Origin of the sequence: Amycolatopsis sp. NPDC048633, from assembly GCF_040650695.1 — a bacterium.
In the GTDB taxonomy this organism is placed as follows: Bacteria; Actinomycetota; Actinomycetes; order Mycobacteriales; family Pseudonocardiaceae; genus Amycolatopsis.
In genome coordinates this window covers 264,285-284,112 of the sequence record NZ_JBEZHS010000001.1, presented here as the reverse complement: position 1 = coordinate 284,112, position 19,828 = coordinate 264,285, and the positions used below count along the sequence as shown (strand labels likewise).

The 19,828-nt window shown below is 70.2% G+C and carries 21 protein-coding genes; 15 read left to right on the top strand and 6 right to left on the bottom strand.

Going from position 1 to position 19,828, the window contains the following annotated elements; genetic code table 11:
- Window positions 1-14 precede the first annotated feature (14 nt).
- The 8 genes from AB0C38_RS01490 (at window position 15) to AB0C38_RS01455 (ending at window position 8,395) form a co-directional block, all read left to right on the top strand.
- A complete protein-coding gene (locus tag AB0C38_RS01490; RefSeq protein WP_360664736.1) occupies window positions 15-1,418 on the top strand; it encodes a carbohydrate-binding protein in 1,404 nt (467 codons plus the stop codon).
- A 93-nt stretch (window positions 1,419-1,511) separates the two neighbouring features.
- The gene (locus AB0C38_RS01485) at window positions 1,512-2,348 is read left to right on the top strand and encodes a LytTR family DNA-binding domain-containing protein (protein WP_360664733.1); all 837 of its coding nucleotides are present in this window, start codon (window positions 1,512-1,514) and stop codon (window positions 2,346-2,348) included.
- 13 nt (window positions 2,349-2,361) lie between these two features.
- Window positions 2,362-2,892 carry a hypothetical protein gene (locus AB0C38_RS01480; protein WP_360664730.1) on the top strand — a complete coding sequence of 177 codons (531 nt, stop codon included), beginning with the start codon at window positions 2,362-2,364 and terminating at the stop codon, window positions 2,890-2,892.
- 30 nt (window positions 2,893-2,922) lie between these two features.
- The gene (locus AB0C38_RS01475; protein WP_360664727.1) at window positions 2,923-4,713 is read left to right on the top strand and encodes a cation acetate symporter; all 1,791 of its coding nucleotides are present in this window, start codon (window positions 2,923-2,925) and stop codon (window positions 4,711-4,713) included.
- 204 nt (window positions 4,714-4,917) lie between these two features.
- A complete protein-coding gene (locus tag AB0C38_RS01470; protein WP_360664725.1) occupies window positions 4,918-5,268 on the top strand; it encodes a DUF485 domain-containing protein in 351 nt (116 codons plus the stop codon).
- Window positions 5,265-6,884: a cation acetate symporter gene (locus AB0C38_RS01465; protein ID WP_360664722.1), complete on the top strand. Its 1,620-nt coding sequence runs from the start codon at window positions 5,265-5,267 to the stop codon at window positions 6,882-6,884. The genes AB0C38_RS01470 and AB0C38_RS01465 overlap by 4 nt, the downstream gene beginning before the upstream one ends.
- Window positions 6,885-7,004: 120 nt before the next feature.
- Window positions 7,005-7,364, top strand: a complete 360-nt coding sequence (locus AB0C38_RS01460; RefSeq protein ID WP_247016004.1) for a rhodanese-like domain-containing protein — start codon at window positions 7,005-7,007, stop codon at window positions 7,362-7,364.
- Between the two features lie 2 nt (window positions 7,365-7,366).
- The gene (locus AB0C38_RS01455; RefSeq protein ID WP_360664719.1) at window positions 7,367-8,395 is read left to right on the top strand and encodes a DUF4328 domain-containing protein; all 1,029 of its coding nucleotides are present in this window, start codon (window positions 7,367-7,369) and stop codon (window positions 8,393-8,395) included.
- Here the strand turns inward: AB0C38_RS01455 and AB0C38_RS01450 are convergent.
- The gene (locus tag AB0C38_RS01450; protein ID WP_360664716.1) at window positions 8,392-8,982 is read right to left on the bottom strand and encodes a TetR/AcrR family transcriptional regulator; all 591 of its coding nucleotides are present in this window, start codon (window positions 8,980-8,982) and stop codon (window positions 8,392-8,394) included. The two genes, AB0C38_RS01455 and AB0C38_RS01450, sit on opposite strands and share 4 nt — an antisense overlap.
- 96 nt (window positions 8,983-9,078) lie before the next feature.
- Here AB0C38_RS01450 and AB0C38_RS01445 point away from each other — a divergent pair, with 96 nt between their 5' ends.
- Together AB0C38_RS01445 and mca are read left to right on the top strand one after the other, a co-directional pair.
- Window positions 9,079-10,428, top strand: a complete 1,350-nt coding sequence (locus AB0C38_RS01445; protein ID WP_360664713.1) for a DHA2 family efflux MFS transporter permease subunit — start codon at window positions 9,079-9,081, stop codon at window positions 10,426-10,428.
- Complete coding sequence (gene mca / locus AB0C38_RS01440; protein WP_360664710.1) at window positions 10,425-11,270, top strand: mycothiol conjugate amidase Mca; 846 nt, start codon at window positions 10,425-10,427, stop codon at window positions 11,268-11,270. Before AB0C38_RS01445 ends, mca begins: the two co-directional genes overlap by 4 nt.
- Window positions 11,271-11,412: 142 nt before the next feature.
- Here the strand turns inward: mca and AB0C38_RS01435 are convergent, their stop codons facing one another.
- Window positions 11,413-12,579, bottom strand: a complete 1,167-nt coding sequence (locus AB0C38_RS01435; protein WP_360664708.1) for a cytochrome P450 — start codon at window positions 12,577-12,579, stop codon at window positions 11,413-11,415.
- A 53-nt stretch (window positions 12,580-12,632) separates the two neighbouring features.
- Between AB0C38_RS01435 and AB0C38_RS01430 the strand changes: the two genes are divergently transcribed.
- From AB0C38_RS01430 to AB0C38_RS01415, 4 genes are all read left to right on the top strand, one after another.
- Window positions 12,633-13,514, top strand: coding sequence for a DUF5926 family protein (locus AB0C38_RS01430; protein ID WP_360664705.1), 882 nt, complete (start codon window positions 12,633-12,635; stop codon window positions 13,512-13,514).
- 221 nt (window positions 13,515-13,735) lie between these two features.
- Complete coding sequence (locus AB0C38_RS01425; protein ID WP_360664703.1) at window positions 13,736-14,089, top strand: DUF952 domain-containing protein; 354 nt, start codon at window positions 13,736-13,738, stop codon at window positions 14,087-14,089.
- A gap of 198 nt (window positions 14,090-14,287) precedes the next feature.
- On the top strand, window positions 14,288-14,800 hold the full coding sequence (locus AB0C38_RS01420; protein WP_360667425.1) for a SigE family RNA polymerase sigma factor: 513 nt from the start codon (window positions 14,288-14,290) through the stop codon (window positions 14,798-14,800).
- The gene (locus AB0C38_RS01415; RefSeq protein ID WP_360664701.1) at window positions 14,797-15,621 is read left to right on the top strand and encodes a hypothetical protein; all 825 of its coding nucleotides are present in this window, start codon (window positions 14,797-14,799) and stop codon (window positions 15,619-15,621) included. The genes AB0C38_RS01420 and AB0C38_RS01415 overlap by 4 nt, the downstream gene beginning before the upstream one ends.
- 68 nt (window positions 15,622-15,689) lie before the next feature.
- Here the strand turns inward: AB0C38_RS01415 and AB0C38_RS01410 are convergent, their stop codons facing one another.
- From AB0C38_RS01410 to AB0C38_RS01400, 3 genes are all read right to left on the bottom strand, one after another.
- Window positions 15,690-16,244 carry a ferritin gene (locus tag AB0C38_RS01410; RefSeq protein WP_360664698.1) on the bottom strand — a complete coding sequence of 185 codons (555 nt, stop codon included), beginning with the start codon at window positions 16,242-16,244 and terminating at the stop codon, window positions 15,690-15,692.
- Between the two features lie 149 nt (window positions 16,245-16,393).
- Complete coding sequence (locus AB0C38_RS01405; protein ID WP_360667422.1) at window positions 16,394-17,581, bottom strand: arginine deiminase; 1,188 nt, start codon at window positions 17,579-17,581, stop codon at window positions 16,394-16,396.
- Window positions 17,582-17,621: 40 nt separating this feature from the next.
- Entirely contained in the window at window positions 17,622-18,434 is an 813-nt protein-coding gene (locus AB0C38_RS01400; protein ID WP_360664696.1) for a type II CAAX endopeptidase family protein, read from the bottom strand.
- Window positions 18,435-18,456: 22 nt separating this feature from the next.
- Between AB0C38_RS01400 and AB0C38_RS01395 the strand changes: the two genes are divergently transcribed.
- A complete protein-coding gene (locus tag AB0C38_RS01395) occupies window positions 18,457-18,918 on the top strand; it encodes a PPOX class F420-dependent oxidoreductase (RefSeq protein ID WP_360664693.1) in 462 nt (153 codons plus the stop codon).
- On the opposite strand, the gene AB0C38_RS01390 is transcribed toward AB0C38_RS01395, so the two are convergent.
- Window positions 18,910-19,704, bottom strand: coding sequence for a DUF2470 domain-containing protein (locus tag AB0C38_RS01390; RefSeq protein ID WP_360664689.1), 795 nt, complete (start codon window positions 19,702-19,704; stop codon window positions 18,910-18,912). The two genes, AB0C38_RS01395 and AB0C38_RS01390, sit on opposite strands and share 9 nt — an antisense overlap.
- Between the last annotated feature and the right edge of the window lie 124 nt (window positions 19,705-19,828).

Here is a 19,828-nt window from a genome sequence, read left to right as displayed (position 1 = left end):
GGAGGTCGTACCCGATGCCCCACTTCTCCCGCTCCCGAAGACTCACCCTCGGTGCCGTGCTGGGCGCCGCGCTCATCGCGATCCCGCTGACCATGCCCGCCGCGGCGTCGATCCCGCCGCCCGAATCGGGCTGGACCACGGTGTTCGCCGACGACTTCACCGGCGGCTCCGGTTCGCTGCCGTCCGGCTCGAACTGGATCATCGACACCGGCCACGCCTACCCCGGCGGCCCCGGCAACTGGGGCACCGGCGAGATCCAGAACTACACGTCGAGCACCAGCAACCTCTCTCAGGACGGCGCCGGCAACCTCCGCATCACGCCGTTGCGCGACGGCTCCGGCAACTGGACGTCGGCGCGGATCGAAACCCAGCGCACCGACTTCAAGCCCCCGGCCGGCGGCGTCCTGCGCATCGAAAGCCGGATCCAGATGCCGAACGTCACCGGCGCGGCGGCGCTCGGCTACTGGCCGGCGTTCTGGGCCCTCGGCGGCCCCTACCGCGGCAACTGGTGGAACTGGCCGGCCGTCGGCGAGTTCGACATCATGGAGAACGTCAACGGGATCAACTCCGTCTGGGGGGTCCTGCACTGCGGCGTCAACCCGGGCGGCCCGTGCAACGAGACCACCGGCATCGTCGCCAACCGGGCGTGCCCCGGCAGCAGCTGCCAGTCGGCCTTCCACACCTACCGCTTCGAATGGGACGCCAGCAGCAGCCCGCAGGTGTTCCGCTGGTTCGTCGACGGGCAGCAGTTCCACTCGGTCAGCCAGAACCAGGTCGACGCGACGACGTGGGCGAACATGACCACCCACCAGGGCTACTTCGTGCTGCTGAACGTGGCGATCGGCGGCGCGTTCCCGAACAACAACTCCGGCACGACCACGCCGGGGCCGGGGATCGTGCCGGGCCGCCCGATGGTCGTCGACTACGTGACGGTCACCACGCGCGGCTCGGGTGGCGGCGGGACCACGACCCCGCCGACCACGACCACCACGCCGCCGTCCGGCGGTGGCAGCGCGTACAGCACCATCCAGGCCGAGTCGTACAGCCAGCAGAACGGCCTGGCCAAGCAGACGACCAGCGACACCGGCGGCGGCCAGAACATCGGTCCCGCGGGCAACGGCGACTGGGCGCTCTACCCGAACGTCGACTTCGGGAGCAGCGCGGCGACCAACTTCCAGGCGCGCGTGGCCTCCGGCGCGGGCAGCGGGGTCAGCGGGCTGGTCGAGGTGCGGCTCGACAGCCTCTCGAACGCACCCATCGGCAGCTTCGCGGTCGGCAACACCGGCGGCTGGCAGAGCTGGCGGACCGTCCCCGCGAACATCAGCGGGGTGACCGGGACGCACAACGTGTACGTGACGTTCACGAGCGGTCAGTCCGCCGACTTCGTGAACCTGAACTGGTTCACGTTCGTGCATTGATAGCGAGGGACTCCGCCGACGGGCGGCTCGTCGGCGGAGCCCCTCTCACTTCAGGCAGACGGGGGCTGGACATTGCACTCGGCAATGGGCAGGATGCGTTTCACTGTGAGTGCTCACGATGACACCCGGAAGCTCGTGGTCCTGGCTGTGGACGACGAGCCTCGAGGTCTGGACGAACTAGTCCACTGCCTGCGAAACAGCCCGCACGTCGCGAAGGTGTTCCCGGCGATCGACGCGTCGGAGGCACTGCGGCTGCTGTCGACCGACGACCCGAGGCTACGCGACCGCAAGGAGCGTGGCCTGCCGATCGTCGACGCCGTCTTCGCCGACATCGACATGCCCGGGTTGTCCGGGATGGAGATGTCGCGCGTGTTCGCCGCGCTCCGGCCCTCGCCCGCGCTCGTGTTCGTCACGGGGCACGCCGAAGAGGCGGTCAACGCCTTCGACCTCGGCGCCCTCGACTACGTGCTGAAGCCGTACCAGCAGGACAGGCTGGACCGCGCGATCTCGCGCGTGATCGAGAAGCTGGCCGCGGCCGCGGCGCCGGCCCCTGGGGCCCTCGGCGGCGAGCCGGGCGTGAAGAACGACGACGAGGTCATCCCGGTCGAGCTGGCGGGCACCACCAAGCTCATCCCGCGCTCCTCGGTCCGCTGGGTCGAGGCGCAGGGCGACTACGCACGGTTGTTCACCACCGAAGGCAGCCACCTGGTCCGCATCCCGCTGGCCCAGCTCGAGGAACGCTGGGAGAAGGCCGGGTTCGTCCGGATCCACCGGTCGTTCCTGGTCGCGCTGCCGCTCATCACCGAGCTGCGGATGGGCCAGGGCGGCTACCAGGTCGTGATCGGCAACGAGGAGAAGGTGCTGCCGGTCAGCCGGCGGCACACCCGCGCGCTGAAGGACCGGCTGGTCGGTTCGGGCCGGAACGGCTGAGCCGGGCCCGGGCATGACCGACGACTTCTACGAGCGCCGCGCGAACGGCGTGCGCGAGCCCGATCCGACGCTCGGCCGGCGCACCCGCCAGCAGCGGCCGCTGCCGCAGCCGACGGACCAGGCCGTCGTCGAGCCGCTCCCGCCGGCGCCGGAGGACGAGCCGCCGAAGCCGGACCACCACGCCAGGCCCAAGCGGGAACGAGTGATCCTCAACGACCCGCGGCGCGGCGCCGGCACCCTGCGCGCCCGAGTCGAGCTGGAAGAGCAGACCAGCTGGGGAAAGCTGCTGGTGAAGGACCACCTGGTGAAGGTCCAGCTGCGGACGGCGATGCTGCTGGCCGGCCTCGTCGTCGTCGTGTTCGGCTCGTTGCCGGTGCTGTTCTACCTGGTTCCCGGGTTCTCCCGGTTGAGCCTGGCGGGCATTCCGGTGGCCTGGCTGATCCTCGGCGTCCTGCCGTTCCCGTTCCTGTTCGGCGTGGGCATCTGGTACAACCGGCTGGCCGAACGCAACGAACGCGCGTTCGTGGACATGATCGAAAACTAGTTTCGCACCCACTCGTGCGAGGATTCCCCCGTGCAGCTGAACCCGTGGGCCTTGACCGGCATCGTGCTGGTCGCCGTGGTGACGTTCTTCCTCGGGCACCGCTCTTCGCGTTCGGCCACGAGCACGCACGACTTCCTGGTCGCCCGGCGGACCGTGCGGTCCCGCCGCAACGCCGCCGCGATCTCCGGTGAGTACCTGTCCGCGGCGTCGTTCCTCGGCATCGCGGGGATCGTGCTCAAGGACGGCGCCGACGCGCTGTGGTTCCCGATCGGCTTCACCGCGGGCTACCTCGCCCTGATGCTCTTCGTCGCGGCGCCGCTGCGGCGCTCCGGCGCGTACACGCTGCCCGACTTCGTCGAGATGCGGCTCGGCTCGACGGGCCTGCGCCGGTTCTCCACGGCGTTCGTCGTGTTCATCGGGATCCTCTACATGGTCCCGCAGCTGCAGGGCGCGGGCCTGACGCTGGCGACCATCCTGCCGGTGCCGGTCTGGGCCGGCGCGGTCGTGGTGATGGTCCTGGTGGCGTTCAACGTGATCGCCGGCGGCATGCGCGCGATCACCGTCGTCCAGGCCTTCCAGTACTGGCTCAAGCTGTTCGCGATCTCGGTGCCCGCCTTCGTGCTGTGCATGGTCTTCTTCGCCGGCGGCGGCCCGGACGGCTTCCGGCCGCTCGGCGCGCCCGCGCCGCCGGTGTTCACCAGCGACACCACAGTGGACGTCCAAACCGACGTCACCCTCCACGTCCGGAGCGACACCTACCTCTGGGCGTACGGCCGCACCGACAACGGCCCGGCCGCCGGGCCGACGCACTGGACCCCGCTGGCGCCGCACACGGTTTCCGAGGGCACCACGCTGAAGTTCCTGGCCGGCACGCCGGTGCCGGTGGTCAGCGACTCCGTCGCGGACAACGCGAACTGGCTGCACCCGGCGTCGGGCAGCCTCACCGACCTGCTCCAGACGTACTCGCTGATGTTCGCGACGTTCCTGGGCACGATGGGCCTGCCGCACGTGCTGGTCCGCTTCTACACCAACCCCGACGGCAAGGCCGCGCGCCGCACCACCGTGCACGTCCTGCTGCTGCTCGGTCTCTTCTACCTGTTCCCGACGCTGCTGGGCGCGCTGTCCCGGATGTACGTCCCGGAGCTGCTGGTCACCGGCAAGACGGACGCGGCGATCCTGCGGTTGCCCTCGGCGATGCTGCCGGGGGTCGGCGGCCAGATCCTCGGCGCGGTCACCGCGGCCGGCGCGTTTGCCGCGTTCCTGTCCAGCACGTCCGGGCTGCTGGTCAGCGTCGCCGGCGTGGTGTCGACCGACCTGCTGCCCGGCCGGGTCCGCGACTTCCGCGTCGCGACCGGGCTGGTCGCGCTGTTCCCGATCGCGCTGGCGGTCGCGCTGCGGCCGGAGGACATCTCGCTGTCGATCGGGCTGACGTTCGCGCTCGCCGCGTCGACGTTCAGCCCGTTGCTGGTGCTGGGCATCTGGTGGCGCAAGCTGTCCTGGCCGGGTGCGCTGGCCGGGATGTTCGTCGGCGGTGGGCTGGTGCTGGCCGCGCTGATCGTCAACGTCGTGAGCGGGTACACCGGCGGCTGGGCGCCGTGGTTCGTCAACCAGCCGGCGCTGATCACCGTGCCGGTCGCGTTCGTGACGACGTACTTCGTCAGCCGTGCCACCGGGTACGGGCGTCCGGAGCACGTGCACGACATCATGCTGCGGCTGCATGCTCCCGACCCGCTCGGCTTCATGCGGGACAGGGCGGTCGCGCGGTTCGGTCAGGCCGAGGAGAAGACGCGCATCGCGGGCCGGGGCCGGCACCGCAAGTGATTTATTGACCGTCGGTCAGGAATTCTTTACCCGATCGAGTGAATGCCGGTCCGGCAACCGGACATCGTGCGCGAATCTCTCAGTGGGTTTCTACTCAAGGTCAAGCGCCCGATTGGGGGCTTACCAACTACGCCGTTAACTCTTTACGGTCCGTTGGCTTCAAACAGTACGGCCAGTACGAGAACGGGAAGGTGGAGATCCGCTGTGAGCAGCACCGAACACGACGTCGGTGGCGCGGGGCCGCAGACCGACTGGGAGAGCGTCCAGGGGAGTCCCGAATTCACGGACCTGCGCCGCCGGTTGCGGGTGTTCGTGTTCCCGATGACCGCGCTGTTCCTGCTTTGGTACCTGCTGTACGTGCTCCTCGCCGACTACGCGCACGGCTTCATGAGCACGAAGCTGGCCGGCAACATCAACGTCGGCCTGGTGTTCGGCCTGCTGCAGTTCGTCTCGACGTTCGTCATCACGGGCCTGTATGTGCGCTACGCCAACCGGAAGCTCGACCCGGTCGCCGACGAGATCCGCGCCGAGATCGAAGGGGACCCGGTCAAATGAACCTCGCGGCGGGCGTGGAGGGCAGCAACTCCACCCTCAACATCATCATCTTCCTGGTCTTCGTCGCGATCACGCTGGTGATCGTGTTCCGGGCCAGCCGGAACACGAAGACGGCGTCGGACTACTACGCCGCCGGCCGGGCGTTCACCGGCCCGCAGAACGGCATCGCGATTTCCGGTGACTACCTTTCCGCGGCGTCGTTCCTCGGCATCGCGGGCGCGATCGCCGTCAACGGCTACGACGGTTTCCTCTATTCGGTCGGTTTCCTGGTCGCGTGGCTCGTCGCGCTGCTGCTCGTCGCGGAACTGCTCCGCAACACCGGCAAGTTCACGATGGGCGACGTCCTCGCGTTCCGCATGAAACAGCGGCCGGTGCGCGCGGCCGCGGCGGTTTCGACGCTGGCCGTCTCGTTCTTCTACCTGCTCGCGCAGATGGCGGGCGCCGGTGGCCTGGTCAACCTGCTGCTCGGCATCTCGGGCGAGGCGGGGCAGGACATCGTGATCGCCGTCGTCGGCGTGATCATGATCCTGTACGTCTTGATCGGCGGGATGAAGGGCACCACCTGGGTGCAGATCATCAAGGCGGCCCTGCTGATCGTGGGCGCGTTCGCGATGACGCTGTGGGTGCTCGGCAAGTACGGCTTCAACCTCTCCAGCCTGTTCCAGGCCGCCGTCGACAAGGGCGGCGCGGGCCTGCTCGACCCGGGCAAGCAATACGGCAAGACGGGCACGACGAAGCTCGACTTCCTGTCGCTGGGCATCGCGCTGGTGCTCGGCACGGCGGGCCTGCCGCACGTCCTGATGCGCTTCTACACGGTCCCGACCGCGAAGGACGCGCGTCGCTCGGTGGTCTGGGCCATCGTGCTGATCGGTGTGTTCTACCTGTTCACGCTGGTGCTCGGCTACGGCGCGGGTGCGATCGTCGGGCCGGACAAGATCGCGAAGGCGCCCGGCACGACGAACGCGGCGGCGCCGCTGCTGGCTTTGGAGCTCGGCGGACCGGTCCTGCTCGGGTTCATCTCCGCGGTGGCGTTCGCGACGATCCTCGCGGTGGTCGCCGGCCTGACGATCACGGCGTCCGCGTCCTTCGCCCACGACGTCTACGCGAACGTGATCAAGAAGGGCCGGGTCTCCACCGGCGGCGAGGTCCGCGTCGCGCGGATCACGGCGCTGGTGATCGGCGCGGTGGCCATCGCGGGCGGCATCCTGGCGAAGAGCCAGAACGTCGCGTTCCTGGTGGCACTGGCGTTCGCGGTGGCGGCGTCGGCGAACCTGCCGACGATCCTGTATTCGCTGTTCTGGAAGCGGTTCAACACCCAGGGCGCGCTGTGGTCGATCTACGGCGGCCTGCTCGTCACGATCGTGCTGATCGTCTTCTCGCCGGCGGTCTCGGGCAAGCCGGTGGACCCGAAGACGGGCAAGAGCGCGTCGATGATCCAGGGCGTCGACTTCCACTGGTTCCCGCTCGACAACCCGGGCCTGGTCTCGATCCCGGCGGCGTTCCTGCTCGGCTGGCTCGGCACGGTCCTGTCGAAGGAGCGCAACAAGGCCAAATACGCCGAGATGGAGGTCCGCGCACTGACCGGCGCGGGCGCGGAGAAGGCCGTCACGCATTGACCAACCGCTTTCGGGGGTTCCGGGTGGGGGAGCCCCCGGCCCGGGGCGGAGCCCCGGTTGTCACTGGCGTTGCCCGCGCACGTCGGACCTCACGCGCGGGCAACGCCCCCGCATGGCAGCATGGAGATCGTGGTGAGCCCTGCTGAACTGCCGACCGCCGAGGTCCGCGACCTGCCCAAGGACGGCCTCGTGCTGCTCGACGTCCGCGAAGACGACGAGTGGGCCGCCGGGCACGCGCCCGGCGCGGTGCACATCCCGATGGGGGAGCTGCCCGCCCGCGTCGGCGAGCTGACCGACCTGCCCGACGACCAGCCGATCCACGTGATCTGCCGCAGCGGCGGCCGGTCCGCGCGGGCGACCGCGTGGCTCAACCAGAGCGGCTGGGACGCGGTGAACGTCGCCGGCGGCATGGGCGCGTGGCAGCGCGAAGGCCGGCCGATGGTCGGCGAGCACCCCGGCATCGATCCCGAAGTGATCTAGCCTTGCAGCCGGGTCAGCCTCCGCAGTACCCCCCTGGGTACTGGCCGCGTCAGGCGCCGCCGCCGAACGCCCAGCAGCTGCAGGGCCGGACGCTGGCCGCCCGGCCGGAGCAGTACCCGTACCACCGCCGTCCCGGGCCCCGGCCGAAGCTGCGCTGGGTGGCGACCCCGCCGCCGGGCGCGTGGCCGCGTCGCCGGGTCGCGCCTCCTGAGCGGTACTTCGGGCCGCCGTCGTACCCGGTGCCGCCCCGCTGGGGCTTCCCCAACCTGGTCTGGCGCCGCCCGACTTCGGTGCCCGGCACGGCGTCGGACGAGGTCCGCCCGATCGACCGGATGCCGGTGCTCAGCCGCAGCCTGGTCGGTGTCCTCTTCGCGTTCGCCGTCCTCGCCGTGGTCGCCGCCGGCGCGGAGATCTGGCGGTACGTGCTGCTCGTCCAGGGCCGCGAGTCCGCGCTGAACCGGTCGGTGGTGGCGTTCTCCGACGGCTTCGTGCTCACCGCGGGCCTGCTGGCCTCGATCCTCGCGTTGCTGCCCGCCGGGCTCTCGCTCTGGTGGCTGCTGGTCGCCCGTCGCGCGGCGGCCGACGTCTCGGGCGACGACCCGCCGCGTCCGGTCTGGCAGGTGCTGGTCGGTGTTCTCGTCCCGATCGCGAACCTGCCGATGGCGCTGTCGATCGCCGGCGAGCTGGAGCACGCGGTGCTGAGCCGCCCGCGCGACGTCCGGCCGAAGCCGTCGCGGCAGGTGCTCGTGTGGTGGGGCGCCTGGCTGCTGAACTGGGTGCTGCTGGGCGTGACGATCGTCTGGCGCTTCCGCGACGACGTCCAGTCGATGGCCGACAGCGTCGTGCTGGTCGCGCTGACCGACCTGGCGGCGGCCGGCCTGGCGGTGGTGACCGCGCTCGTCGTGCGGCGGTTCACGGCGTTGCTGGCACCGTCGGACGCGCGGGCCGTGCGCTCGATGCGCGTGCTGAAGGTGGCGGGGGCCCCCGAGCCCGAGCTGCGCAACGCGCGGCCGGCCGGCGCCGCGCGCTAGTACCGGCCGAGCACCGGTTCCAGCTGGTCGAAGGCCTGTTCGGCGGCGGGCCACAGCGCGTCGGAGATCTGTTTCTCGTCCTCGAGGGTCCGGTCGAAGACCTCCTGGAACAGCACGCGCAGCACCGTGGCGAGGTGGGCGGCGGCGAGCACCGGCTCGAGCCCCTGCTCGGGGTGGCGCCGGATCAGCAGGTGCGTGAGGGCGGCCTCGCGCTCGCGGTGCATCTCGTGCAGGGCGTTCGTCAGGATCGGGCTCTCCTTGATCATCCGCACGAAGCCCGGGCCCGAGAAGCCGACCAGCGCGTGCTCGGCGCCCAGGGCTTCGAAGTAGAGCTCGCGGGTGTCGTGGAAGACGCTGTCGCGGACCAGGGTGGCCGGCCAGGACGTGAAGTCCGCGCGGATGTCGAAGACCAGGTCCTCCTTGCGTGGGAAGTGGTTGGTCACGGTCATCTTGGCGACCCGTGCCTCGGTGGCGATCTCCGCGATCGTCACGTCCTCGAAGCCGTTGCGGATGAACAGCTTCGTCGCCACGTCCGAGATCGTCTTCCTGGTCTCGTGCTTCTTCTGGGCCCGGAGTCCCTCGCTCATGGGCGTCACTCTACTGGGTCGGACCCAAGTTTGTGCTTGACCCAGCGAGTAGGTCGGACCTAATCTGAGGTTCGACCTAATTAGAGGGGGTGGATGGTGACGACAGCGATAGCCCGTCCCGACGCTGCGCTGTGGAAGCTCGGCGGCGTCCTGATCATGGGCGCGGTGCTGTCGATCCTCGACGCGACGATCGTGACCGTCGGGATCGACTCGATCGCCCGTGACCTGGGCAGTCCGGTCACGACGGTGCAGTGGGTGGCGAGCGCGTACCTGCTCGCGGCGTCGGCGGCGATCCCGCTGTCGGGCTGGCTGACCGACCGCTTCGGCGGCCGCGCGGTGTGGCTGACGGCGGTGGCGATCTTCACGGCGGGCACGTTGCTGTGCGGCTTCGCCTGGTCGGCGCCGGCGCTGATCGCGTTCCGGGTGCTCCACGGCCTGGGCGGCGGGCTGATGCAGCCGGTCGGGCAGGCGGTGTTCGCGCAGTCGGCGGGGCCCGCGCTGGGGCGCATGATCGGGGTGATCACCCTGCCCGCCACGGTGGCCCCCGCCCTGGGCCCGCTACTCGGCGGCGCCCTGGTGGCGGACTTCGGCTGGCGCTGGATGTTCTTCGGCGTCGTCCCGCTGGGCCTGGCGACGTTCGTGGTTGCCCGCCGGCTGCTGCCGGCCCCTTCACCTTCCGGTGCTCGGTCGCCGCTGGACGTTCGCGGGATTCTGCTGCTGTCGCCGGGGCTCGCGGCGTTCGTCTACGGCCTGGCCGAAGGTGTGGTCGTCGCTTGGGTGGCCGGAGCTGTGCTGCTGGCCGCGTACGGCATCCGGGCGTCCCGGACGCCGTCGCCGGTGCTCGACCTGAAGCTGTTCCGGGACAAGGGTTTCACGGTGGCTTCGGTCAGCACCTTTCTGCTGGGTGCGTCGCTGTACAGCTCGATGTTGCTGCTGCCGCTGTACTACGAGCAGGTGGAGCACGCGAGCCCGTGGGAGGCGGGGCTGCTGCTGGCTCCCCAAGCCCTCGGCTCGGCAGCGGTCCTGCTGGCGGGCGGCCGCCTGCTGGCCCGCTTCGGGCCCCGCCGGATGATGCTGGCCGGCATCGGCTTGTCCCTGCTGGGAACGGTCGCGTTCACCCAGCTCGGCTCGGCGCCCGGCGGAGTCCTGCTGACGGTCTCGCTCCTGATCCGCGGAGCCGGGTTGGGTGCGGCGACCGCCCCGGGAATGACCACGCTGTACGGCTCCCTGGAGCGGTCCCGCATCCCCCGAGCGGCCAGCGCGTTCAACGTGGTCAACCGAGTCGGCGGCTCGCTCGGCACGGCCCTCTTGGCCGCGATCCTCCACAGTGCACTGACTTCGTCCTCCCCGGCTACGGCGTTCGGCACCACGTTCACCTGGGCGCTGGCCCTGTCCGCCCTCACTCTGGTTCCCGCGGCTTTCTTCCCTCGAAGGAGCATCCGATGACCTTCCGCCTCCTGAGCGTCCACGCCCACCCCGACGACGAGTCCAGCAAGGGCGCGGCCACCCTGGCCCGTTACGCGGCCGAAGGCGTCGACGTCCTGGTCGCCACCTGCACCGGCGGCGAACGCGGCGACATCCTCAACCCGGCCGTGGACACCACCGAAGCCCGCGCTGACCTCCCGGCGATCCGTCGCCGTGAGATGGCCGCCGCGGCCGAGATCCTGGGTGTCCGCCAGCGCTTCCTCGGCCTGGTCGACTCCGGCCTGCCCGGCGAAGGCGAGCCCCTGCCCGAAGGCTGCTTCGCGGCCCTTCCGCTGTCCGAAGCGGCCGCTCCGCTGGTCGCGCTGATCCGCGAGTTCCGCCCTCACGTCGTGATCACCTACGACGAGACCGGCGGCTACCCCCACCCGGACCACATCCGCACCCACGAGGTGACGCTCGAAGCCTTCACCGCGGCCGCCGACCCCGCCCGCTACCCGGGCACCGGCGAACCCTGGCGACCACAAAAGCTGTACTACCAAGCAACCCTGAGCCGCGCGTGGTTCCAAACCTTGCACGATGCGACCTTGGCCGCCGGCCTGGAGTCCGCCATGGCCGACGTCCTCTCCGAACTCCCGCTCGAAGACCCTTCGACGGTCACCACCCGAATCCGCTGCGAGTCCCACTTCGCCACGCGCGACCGTGCCCTCCTGGCCCACAAGACCCAGGTCGACCCGGCCCACCCGTTCTTCGCCCACTCACGCGAAATCGAACGAAAAGCCTGGCCCCACGAGGACTACCACCTGGCCAACCCGACCCCAGGCCCCAACCTGGAGGAGGACCTCTTCACCGGAGTAACCCCATGAAACGCCGTGTCGCCCCGCCAATCACGCGTGATGCCTCCCCAATCACGCGAGATGCCCTTCCCATCACGCGAGATCCGCCTTCAATCACGTGAGTTCCGCGTCCGGTCACGCGAGATCCGCCCCGGATCACGCCGAACCGGGCTCACACCGTGACCCGAAGCTCCCGCAGTCCCCGGATCACGAACTCGGGCCGTCGCCGCGGAGCCGCGGCGATCCGCAGACCCGGCAGCTTCGCGGCCAGCGCACTCAACGCCGCGGCGATCTCCACCCGAGCGAGAGGAGCTCCCACGCAGTAGTGAATCCCCAGGCCGAACCCGAGGTGCGCGTTCGGTGTCCGTCCGATGTCGAGGGTGTCCGGCGCGTCGAACACCTTCGGGTCGCGGGCCGCCGCACCCAGCAGCGCGCCGATCTTCTGCCCCCGCGAAACGACATGACCGCAGATCGACACATCCTCGGTCGCCGTCCGCTCGAACAGCTGGAGCGGCGCGTCGAACCGGATCAGCTCTTCGACGCACGAATCCAGCAAGGAAGGAGCCGCCAGCAAGCGCTCCCACTGGTCCCGGTGGGTAAGCAGCGCCGTGATGCCGTTGCCGAGCACGTTGACCGTCGCTTCGTGGCCGGCCATCAGCAACAGCACCGCGGTCGCGACCAGCTCGTCCGGCGTCAGTTCGCTGCGCAGGAGGTCGCTGATGATGTCGTCTCCCGGGGCGTCGGCGCGGGCCGAAGCCACGGACCGGACGTACTCGACGAACTCGGCGGCCGCTCGCTCGGCGGCGTCGCGACCGTCCTCGGGCAGGCCGTACTCGTACATCTTGACGATCGCGTTGGACAGCTCGACCATTCGCGGCCCGTCGGTGCCGGGGACGCCCAGCAGCTCGGCGATCACCGCGACCGGCAGTGGCTGGGCCAGGTGCTCCAGGAGGTCCGCGCTGCCGTCGCGGGCGATCGCGGCCGCGAGGTCGTCGACCATCCGGTCGGCGAGCGTCGCGACCATCGGCTGCAGCCGTTGCACGTGGCCGCGGCCGAACGCGCCCGCGATCAGGCGGCGCAGGCGGGTGTGGGCCGGCGGCTCGTTCTCCAGCAGGGAGTTGCGGTGCAGCAGGTTGAACGACGCGAACCGTTCGAGCGGCTGCGCGTCCTGCCAGATCCGGCCCAGCCCGCGATGCCGCAGCACCGCCGACGACGCGGCGTGCGACACCGCCACGGCCAAGCCGAGCCTGTCGTGAAAATGGACGTCGCCCTGCTCGCGCAGGGCGGCGAACGCCGGGTACGGGTCTTCCAGGAACGCGAGATCGCGGGGGTCGAACACGTCGCGAGACTAACCCTTCGATAGCGTTCCAAGCCGAGCCAGAGGAGGCAGCAGTGGGCAAAGGCGCGCGCAAGAAGGGTCCCAAGCAGGCGTCGGACCGCAAGCCGAAGGTGCGCGACGTCTTCGTCGGTCAGCCGTTCGAGGGGCTGGCGGCGGAGCCCGAGCTGATCGCGCTGCGCGAGTTCGTGCCGTCCGCGACGGCGAAGCTGACCCTCGCCGACGGTGGCGACGTCACCCTCGGCACCGTGCTGCCGATGGCCGCGGCCGCGTTCGTCCGCTCGGACGGCGAGCGCTACCTCGGCCTGCAGGTGCAGACCCGCTCCTCCGACATCAGCCGCGACCTCGGCCGCTCGCTGAAGTGGCTGCTGGACGCCAAGGAGGGCGACGTCCTCGGCGTGCCGGACACGACGACCCCGCCGTCCGCCGACGAGCACGCCCGCCTCCAGGACCTGCTCGCCCCCGGCGCCGAGCTCGACGTCACGCTGCACAAGGACTTCGCCTGGTGGCTGCCGGAGGACGCGGACGCCACCGGCGACGTCGCGGTGTCCCTCGAGCGCGCCAACGCCGCGATCATGCCGACCGAGCGTCTCGGCCACGGTGCCTACTGGGTCTTGGCCGGCGAGAAGGCGCACCTGCGCTGGGTCCGCCCGGAGCCGGAGAACCTGCTGCTCCAGGCGCTGGCCCGGCTGTCCGCGGCCGGCGAGCTCGGCCTCGGCGAAAACTCGCGCTACGCCGGTTCGTTCCGGGCGCACGGCCTGCTGGTCCCGGTCTGGGACCTCGACTCGGAGGCCCACGCCCGCGAGTGGGCCGAGGCGAAGGACGCCCTCGGCACCCGCCTCGAGACGGCCCTGAAGTCCCTCGACGCCGAACCGCTGAACGCGGCGGAGCGCCGCGCGCGCGACGGCTTGATCGGCCGCCAGCTCACCCTGCGCTGACCCCGCACCGGACCAACGACCCGCCGTCGAGCACCGCGCTCGGCGGCGGTTTTCGTCCGGGCCTCGCTGCGACGGGCCCCCGGCTCGAAGGTGCGCCGTCGGAAAGCACCGGACCACCGGTCCGTACCGGTGACCGGAAACTGCTCGGTGAGCGTTCAACCAGGCGTTATGTGGCGTACGAGACACCGCCGCCGGATCGTCGTGGTGGGACTATTCTCCGCGTGATACTCCACATCTGCGGGGCGGCCGAATGGGCCGAAGTGGGCGAAGGCGGCGAGTACCGGCCGTCTTCACTGGGGGAAGTCGGGTTCGTCCACTGTTCCGACTTCGGCACGGCGCACCTGCCGGCCAACGCGCTCTACCGGGGCCGTACCGACCTGGTGCTGCTCGAGATCGACCCGGCCAAAACAGGCGCGCCCGTCCGGTGGGAAGACGGCGCGCCGCCGCATCCGGCCGGGGTGTGGTTTCCGCACGTCTACGGGCCGATTCCGCACGCCGCGGTCGTCGGCGTGCACGCGTTCACCGAGACGACCGGCGGCGGTTTCCGGCTGCCGGACTCGCTCGCGCACCGCTGACGTGGACAACTCATCACCCGCCCGGACGTCTACGAATCCGGGCGGGAACGCGGGCAACCTGAGGGGGCTGTGATGCGTGTGCAGGGGGAAAGCGACTGTCCGACCCCGTTGGGAGGCGATACGGTGACGGCTGCGGCACCCGTCTTCACCGGGGGAGATACCTGGGTGACCAGCGCAGGCCGAGGGAGGGCCGCGACGTTGCCGGGTGAGCTGGTCGACTTCGGCGATTTCGTGCAGGCCACCCTGCCGGGACTGCTGCGGTACGGCCACGCGCTCACCGGCAACCCGCACGACGCGGCCGACCTGGTGCAGACCGTGCTGGAGAAGATCGGTTCGCGCTGGACCTACGTGCACGAGAAGACGGGCGACCCGCTCGCCTACGTCCGCCGGTCGATGGCGAACGCGCACGTCAGCCGCTGGCGCCGCACGCGCCGCGAGAACCTCGTGGCCGATCTGCCGGACACCAGCCCGCACGTGCCGGACGACCCGTTCGAGCACGAGCCGCTGTGGCGCGCGTTACGAACGCTGCCGCCGAGACAACGGGCCGTCATGGTCCTGCGTTACTACGAAGGTCTCTCGGAAGCGGAGATCGCCGGTGCCCTCGGTGTCACGCAGGGCACCGTGAAGAGCCAGGCCAGCAAGGCGATCGCGTCGCTGCGGGTGAAACTGACGGTGGCCGACATCCACGGCGAAGGGAGTGACGCGGGTTGAACATCTCCGAGGACGAGCTCGAGCAGCGCCTGCGAGAGCTGTTCGCCGACGAACGGCTGGACCTGCCGCCACCACCGGAGGCCGGCACGACCATCGTCGCCGGTGCGCGACGACGTCGACGGCGTCGTCAGGGCGTGCTGGCCGCGACCGGTGTCGCGGCGGCCGTGGTGGTCGTCTCGGGTGGGCTTACGATGCTGCGCTTCCACGCCGAGGACGGCACCGCGGTGATGACCGCCGACGGATCTTCGATCAGCGTCAAGCCGCCCGAGAACCTCACGGCCGGGCGGCAGCCCCAAACCTCGGTCCCGGGACCGACCAGCACCCGGGACATCGAGGTCTCGGCGCCCCCGGCTTCGCCGCCGTCGAAGGCTTCGCGGCCGTCGTCGGCCCAGCCGCCGTCGAAGCTCCCGCCCGTGCTGAGCGGGCCGCTGCTCGACGCGGACGGCTTCGGCGCCGTCAAGCTCGGCATGTCCGAGACGCAGGTCGCCGCGCAGGGCGTCACGCTCACCGAGGCGCAGGCCGGCGCGAGCTGCACCGTCTACAGCGTGCAGGGGAGCGGCGTGCCCGCTTCGGCGAGCGTGGTGATTTCGAAGACCGTCGGGCTGGTCGTCGTCACCCCGGACCAGGCGGCGCACACCGCCGAGGGCGTCGGCGCCGGCTCGACCAAGGAGCAGGTGTTCGCGACCTACCCCGCGGCGAAGGACGAGTCGGGTGGCGTCGTCGCCCCGATCACCACCGGTGCCGCGTACCACTTCCGGCTCGACGACTCCGGGGTCGTGCAGACCAGCCTCGCGAGCGTCAACCAGGACTGCGCCGGCTGAGCGCCGGCGACATGCGAAAACCCGGGCTGTCCACAGGGGGAGAGCCCGGGTTTCGGCTTTTCGACGAGTTACAGCGCTCCGCCGGCCACCGGCGGCATCCCGGAGTCGCGGCCGCCGTCGCCGACGGACTCGCGGTGCAGGTGGTTCTCGACCTCGAACAGGTTGCCGTTCGCGCGCTTGACGACGTTCAGCAGCGTGTTCATCTGGGAGATCTCTTCGACCTGCTCCTTGAGGAACCACTGCGTGAACTGCTCGCTGATGTAGTCCTCTTCGGCGCGGGCGGCCTTGGCCATCGCGGAGATGTCGGTGGCGACTTCCTTCTCCTGCTCGAGCGCGAGCTCGATGATCTCGGTGACGCCGGAGAACTCGGTGCGCACCTCGCCGGTGCCGGGGATCTCGACGTGGTGGTCGCGGTCCAGCATGTACTGCACGAGCGCCATCGCGTGGTTGCGCTCTTCGACCGACTGCTTGTAGAAGTGCTTCGCCAGCTGCGGGAGGTCCTCGGCGTCGAACCACACCGCGAGCGCGATGTACTGCTGGGACGCGTTGAACTCGTTGTGGATCTGCGCCTGCAGCAGTTCGTAGAACTTGGAGCGCGGTTCTTTCTTCTTGGTGAGGGCCATGCAGATCAGAATAGGTCAAGATTGGCGGAAAGGCCACTTGGGGGTAGTGATCTCTCCCCTATTAGGGTTACCATTCCTAAAGAAGACCACCCTAATTTAAGTAAGCCTTCCCTAAATTGTCGAACGCATTTAGGGAAGGCTTACTTAAATCAATGCAACGGTTCCCGGCGGATCGGGCAGGACATGCACCGCGGCCCGCCCCGGCCGGAGCCCAGCTCGGACCCGGCGATCGGCAGCACCTCGATGCCGGCCGCTTCCAGGCGCTCGTTCGTCTCGACGTTCCGCTCGTAGCCGACGACGACGCCGGGTGCCAGTGCGAGCGTGTTGTTGCCGTCGTCCCACTGCTCGCGTTCGGCCGTCACCGGGTCGAGGCCGGTGTCGATGACGCGCAGCCGGTCGATCTCCATCGCCTCGGCCGCGGCGGCCAGGAACGGCGTCGGGCCGGCGACCTTGACGCCGCCGTCGCCGGTCGGGCGGATCGTGAACGCCGTCAGCGAGTCGCGCGCCAGCGGGTACATCACCACCGCGTCGGCGTCGACCATCGTGCACACCGTGTCCAGGTGCATCGTCGCGCGGGACTGCTCGATCGGGACCGCCAGCACGGTGTGCGCGATGCCGTCGGCGAACACCGACCGCGCGAGCGACTCCGCGCCGGCCGCGGTCGTCCGCTCGCCGACGCCGATGGCCAGCACGCCCGGCGCCAGCAGCATCACGTCGCCGCCTTCGATCGGCGCCGAATGCGCGCCGTACGCGCGGGCCGCGTGCCGGAAGTACGGGTGGTAGGCGTAGATCAGGTCCAGCACGGCGGTCTCGCGGCGGCGCGCGGGCATCGTCAGCGACGAGATCGCCACCCGGTCGGCGATCCACGCCGACGAGTCGCGCGTGAACAGCAGGTTCGGCAGCGGGTCGACGGCGAAGTCGTGCGGGTGGTTCATCATCCGCACCAGCGACGCGCCCTCCGCGGACGGCAGCTCCTCGAACGTCATCCCGGCCATCAGCACCTCGGCGAGGCCGGCCGCGCCGACGCCGGACAGGTGCGACCGCAGCGAGTCGGCGAGGTCGCCGCCGAGCCGCCGGTCGTCGACCGCCGCGTGGACGCCGGCCGCGTGGGCCCGGCTGTCTTCGAGGGCCGTCCGGAGCGCGTCGGCCAGCAGCAGCACTTCGACGCCGCGGCCGCGCAGCACGTCGGCGAACGCGTCGTGCTCGGCCTGGGCCCGGTCGACCCACGGGATCGAGTCGAACAGGAGCTGGTCGTTGTTGCGGGGCGTCAGCCTTTTGAGCTCGTTGCCGGGCCGGTGCAGCAGCACCGCGCGCAGGGGTCCGACTTCGCTGTCCACCCGGGGAGGTGCCGTTTCGTCGATCACCCCTCGAGCTTAGTCAGGGCAACCAGGAAACGTGCCCCTTCAACAGGGCATACCCGACGAAAGAAACGAAGTCGAACAGCGTGTGCGCGGCGACCAGCGGCCACAGCCGGTTCGTTTTCTGCCACAGCCGCCCGAACACCAGGCCCATGATGAAGTTGCCGACGAACCCGCCGAAGCCCTGGTACAGGTGGTACGACCCGCGCAGCACGGCGGCGCCGAACACCGCGGTGTTCTCCCGGACGCCGAGCTGGCGCAGTCGCGTCAGCAGGTAGCCGATGACCAGGACCTCTTCGGCGAAGGCGTTGCCGAACGCGGAAAGCGTCAGCGTGACCGGCCGCCACCACGTGTCGTTCAAAGTGGACGGTTGCACCGCCAGGCTGAAGCCAAGGTGGTAGGAGATGAAGTACAGCGCGAGGCCGGGGATCCCGATCAGCGCGGCCAGCCCGAGGGTCAGCAGCGCGTCGCGGCCGGGGGCGCGGCGGTCCAGCCCGACCTGGGCGATCTTGATCCCGGCGCGCCACAGGAAGTACAGCCCGAGCGCGCCCCAGCCGACCAGCTGGGCGGCCGAGAGCAGCTGCTTGAGCAGGTCGATCAGGCTCGCCGCGGCCTGGGGCACGTTGAGCTGGACCTGCTGCTGGGCCAGCGGCGCCGGCTGCAGCAGCGAGTCCACAAGGGACAGCAGGCTGCGCACCCCGGACAGCCCGAGCGTGATGCCGAAGACGATCAGCAGCTCGATCTTGATCGCCTTGCGTTCCCGCGGGTCCTCGATCGTCCCGGGAAACTCCGGCCGGGCCGGGGCCAGCCACGATCGCGCGGTGAACGTCATGTGCGCACGCTACCTTCGGGGTATGCCGAGGAGCATCGCCACCAACGAAACCGTCGACCGCGCCGAGCTGGTCGAGTTCCTGTCCACCCGCCACCGCGCGATCCTGCTGACCACGAAGGCCGACGGCGGCCCGCAGCTCTCGCCCGTCACCTGCGGTGTCGACGCCGAGGGCCGGCTGGTCATCTCGACCTACCCGAAGCGCGCGAAGATCGTGAACATCAAGCGCAACCCGAACGTCTCGGCCTGCATCCTGTCCGACGAGTGGAACGACAAGTGGGTCCAGCTCAACGGCACCGCCGAGGTGCTGGACATCCCCGATTCCGTCGAACCGCTCGTGGACTACTTCCGCAGCATTTCGGGCGAACACCCGGACTGGGACGAATACCGCGAAGCCATGGTCAAGCAGGGCAAGAGCATCATCCGCGTGACGATCGAGAGCTGGGGCCCGCTGGCCAAGGGCGGCTTCCCCGCCGAACTAGCCTGACGCACCCCGCAGGAACGGGCAGCCGACCAGCCGCCGCAGCTCCATCGCGAGCTGCGGCGGGCTGTCGACGGACTTCGAGAACGCCAGCCGGACGTCGTGGTCGCCCGCGTCGGACTCGACGCGCAGCCGCAGCCCGAACCGGTCGAGCCCGAGCGGGCGGATCCGGCCGCCGCGCAGCTCCGCGGGCAGGTGCTTGGCCAGCTGCTCGACGACGTCGGAGTGGTCGCTCTCCAGGTGTCGCAGCCACTGGGCCTCGTAGTCGTGGAACGGGTCGGGCGGCGCCGCGCTGAACATGTGCGGGCGCAGCGAGTGCGTGCCTTCGGCGTCGGCGAGCACGAGCGACGCCGGGGTGAGCCGCAGCAGTGTCACGCCGTGGCCGACGTCGAGGAGCCGTTCGTCCGGCCGCGACTCGGCGATCGACATCGCCCGTGCGCGGGCCGAAACCGGCGTGAGCGGTCGCAGCCAGCCGGTGATCCACAGCAGGCCGCGGATCGGTTCCCGCAGTTCGACCGGCGCCTGGTCGGCGAGCTCGACCATCACGGCCAGCTCGCCGCGCTGGGTCTGCTTGGCCGCGCGGACCATCGCGTGGTCGTCGGGCAGCAGCACGCTGACGCTGCCGCTGTGGTGCACGTGGTGCAGGACCGGGACGACGCGCTCGCCGTCCAGACCGGCGCGTTCGCAGGTGGGCATCAAGGTCGCGGGACCGTTGCGGGTCGCGATCGTCTTGGCGCGCTCGGCGGGGTTCGGCGCCGGCGGGCGGCGGATGGATGTCGGGGCTTCGGTCACGGCTCACCTCCTACTTAGGTGAGCCTAACCTGAATCTGGCGGTCTGGATAGTCGCTCGATTGCGGGCCGGGTCACGTGGCCGTTCCGCCGAACGGAGTATCCGTAACGCCGATGTGCAAAATTC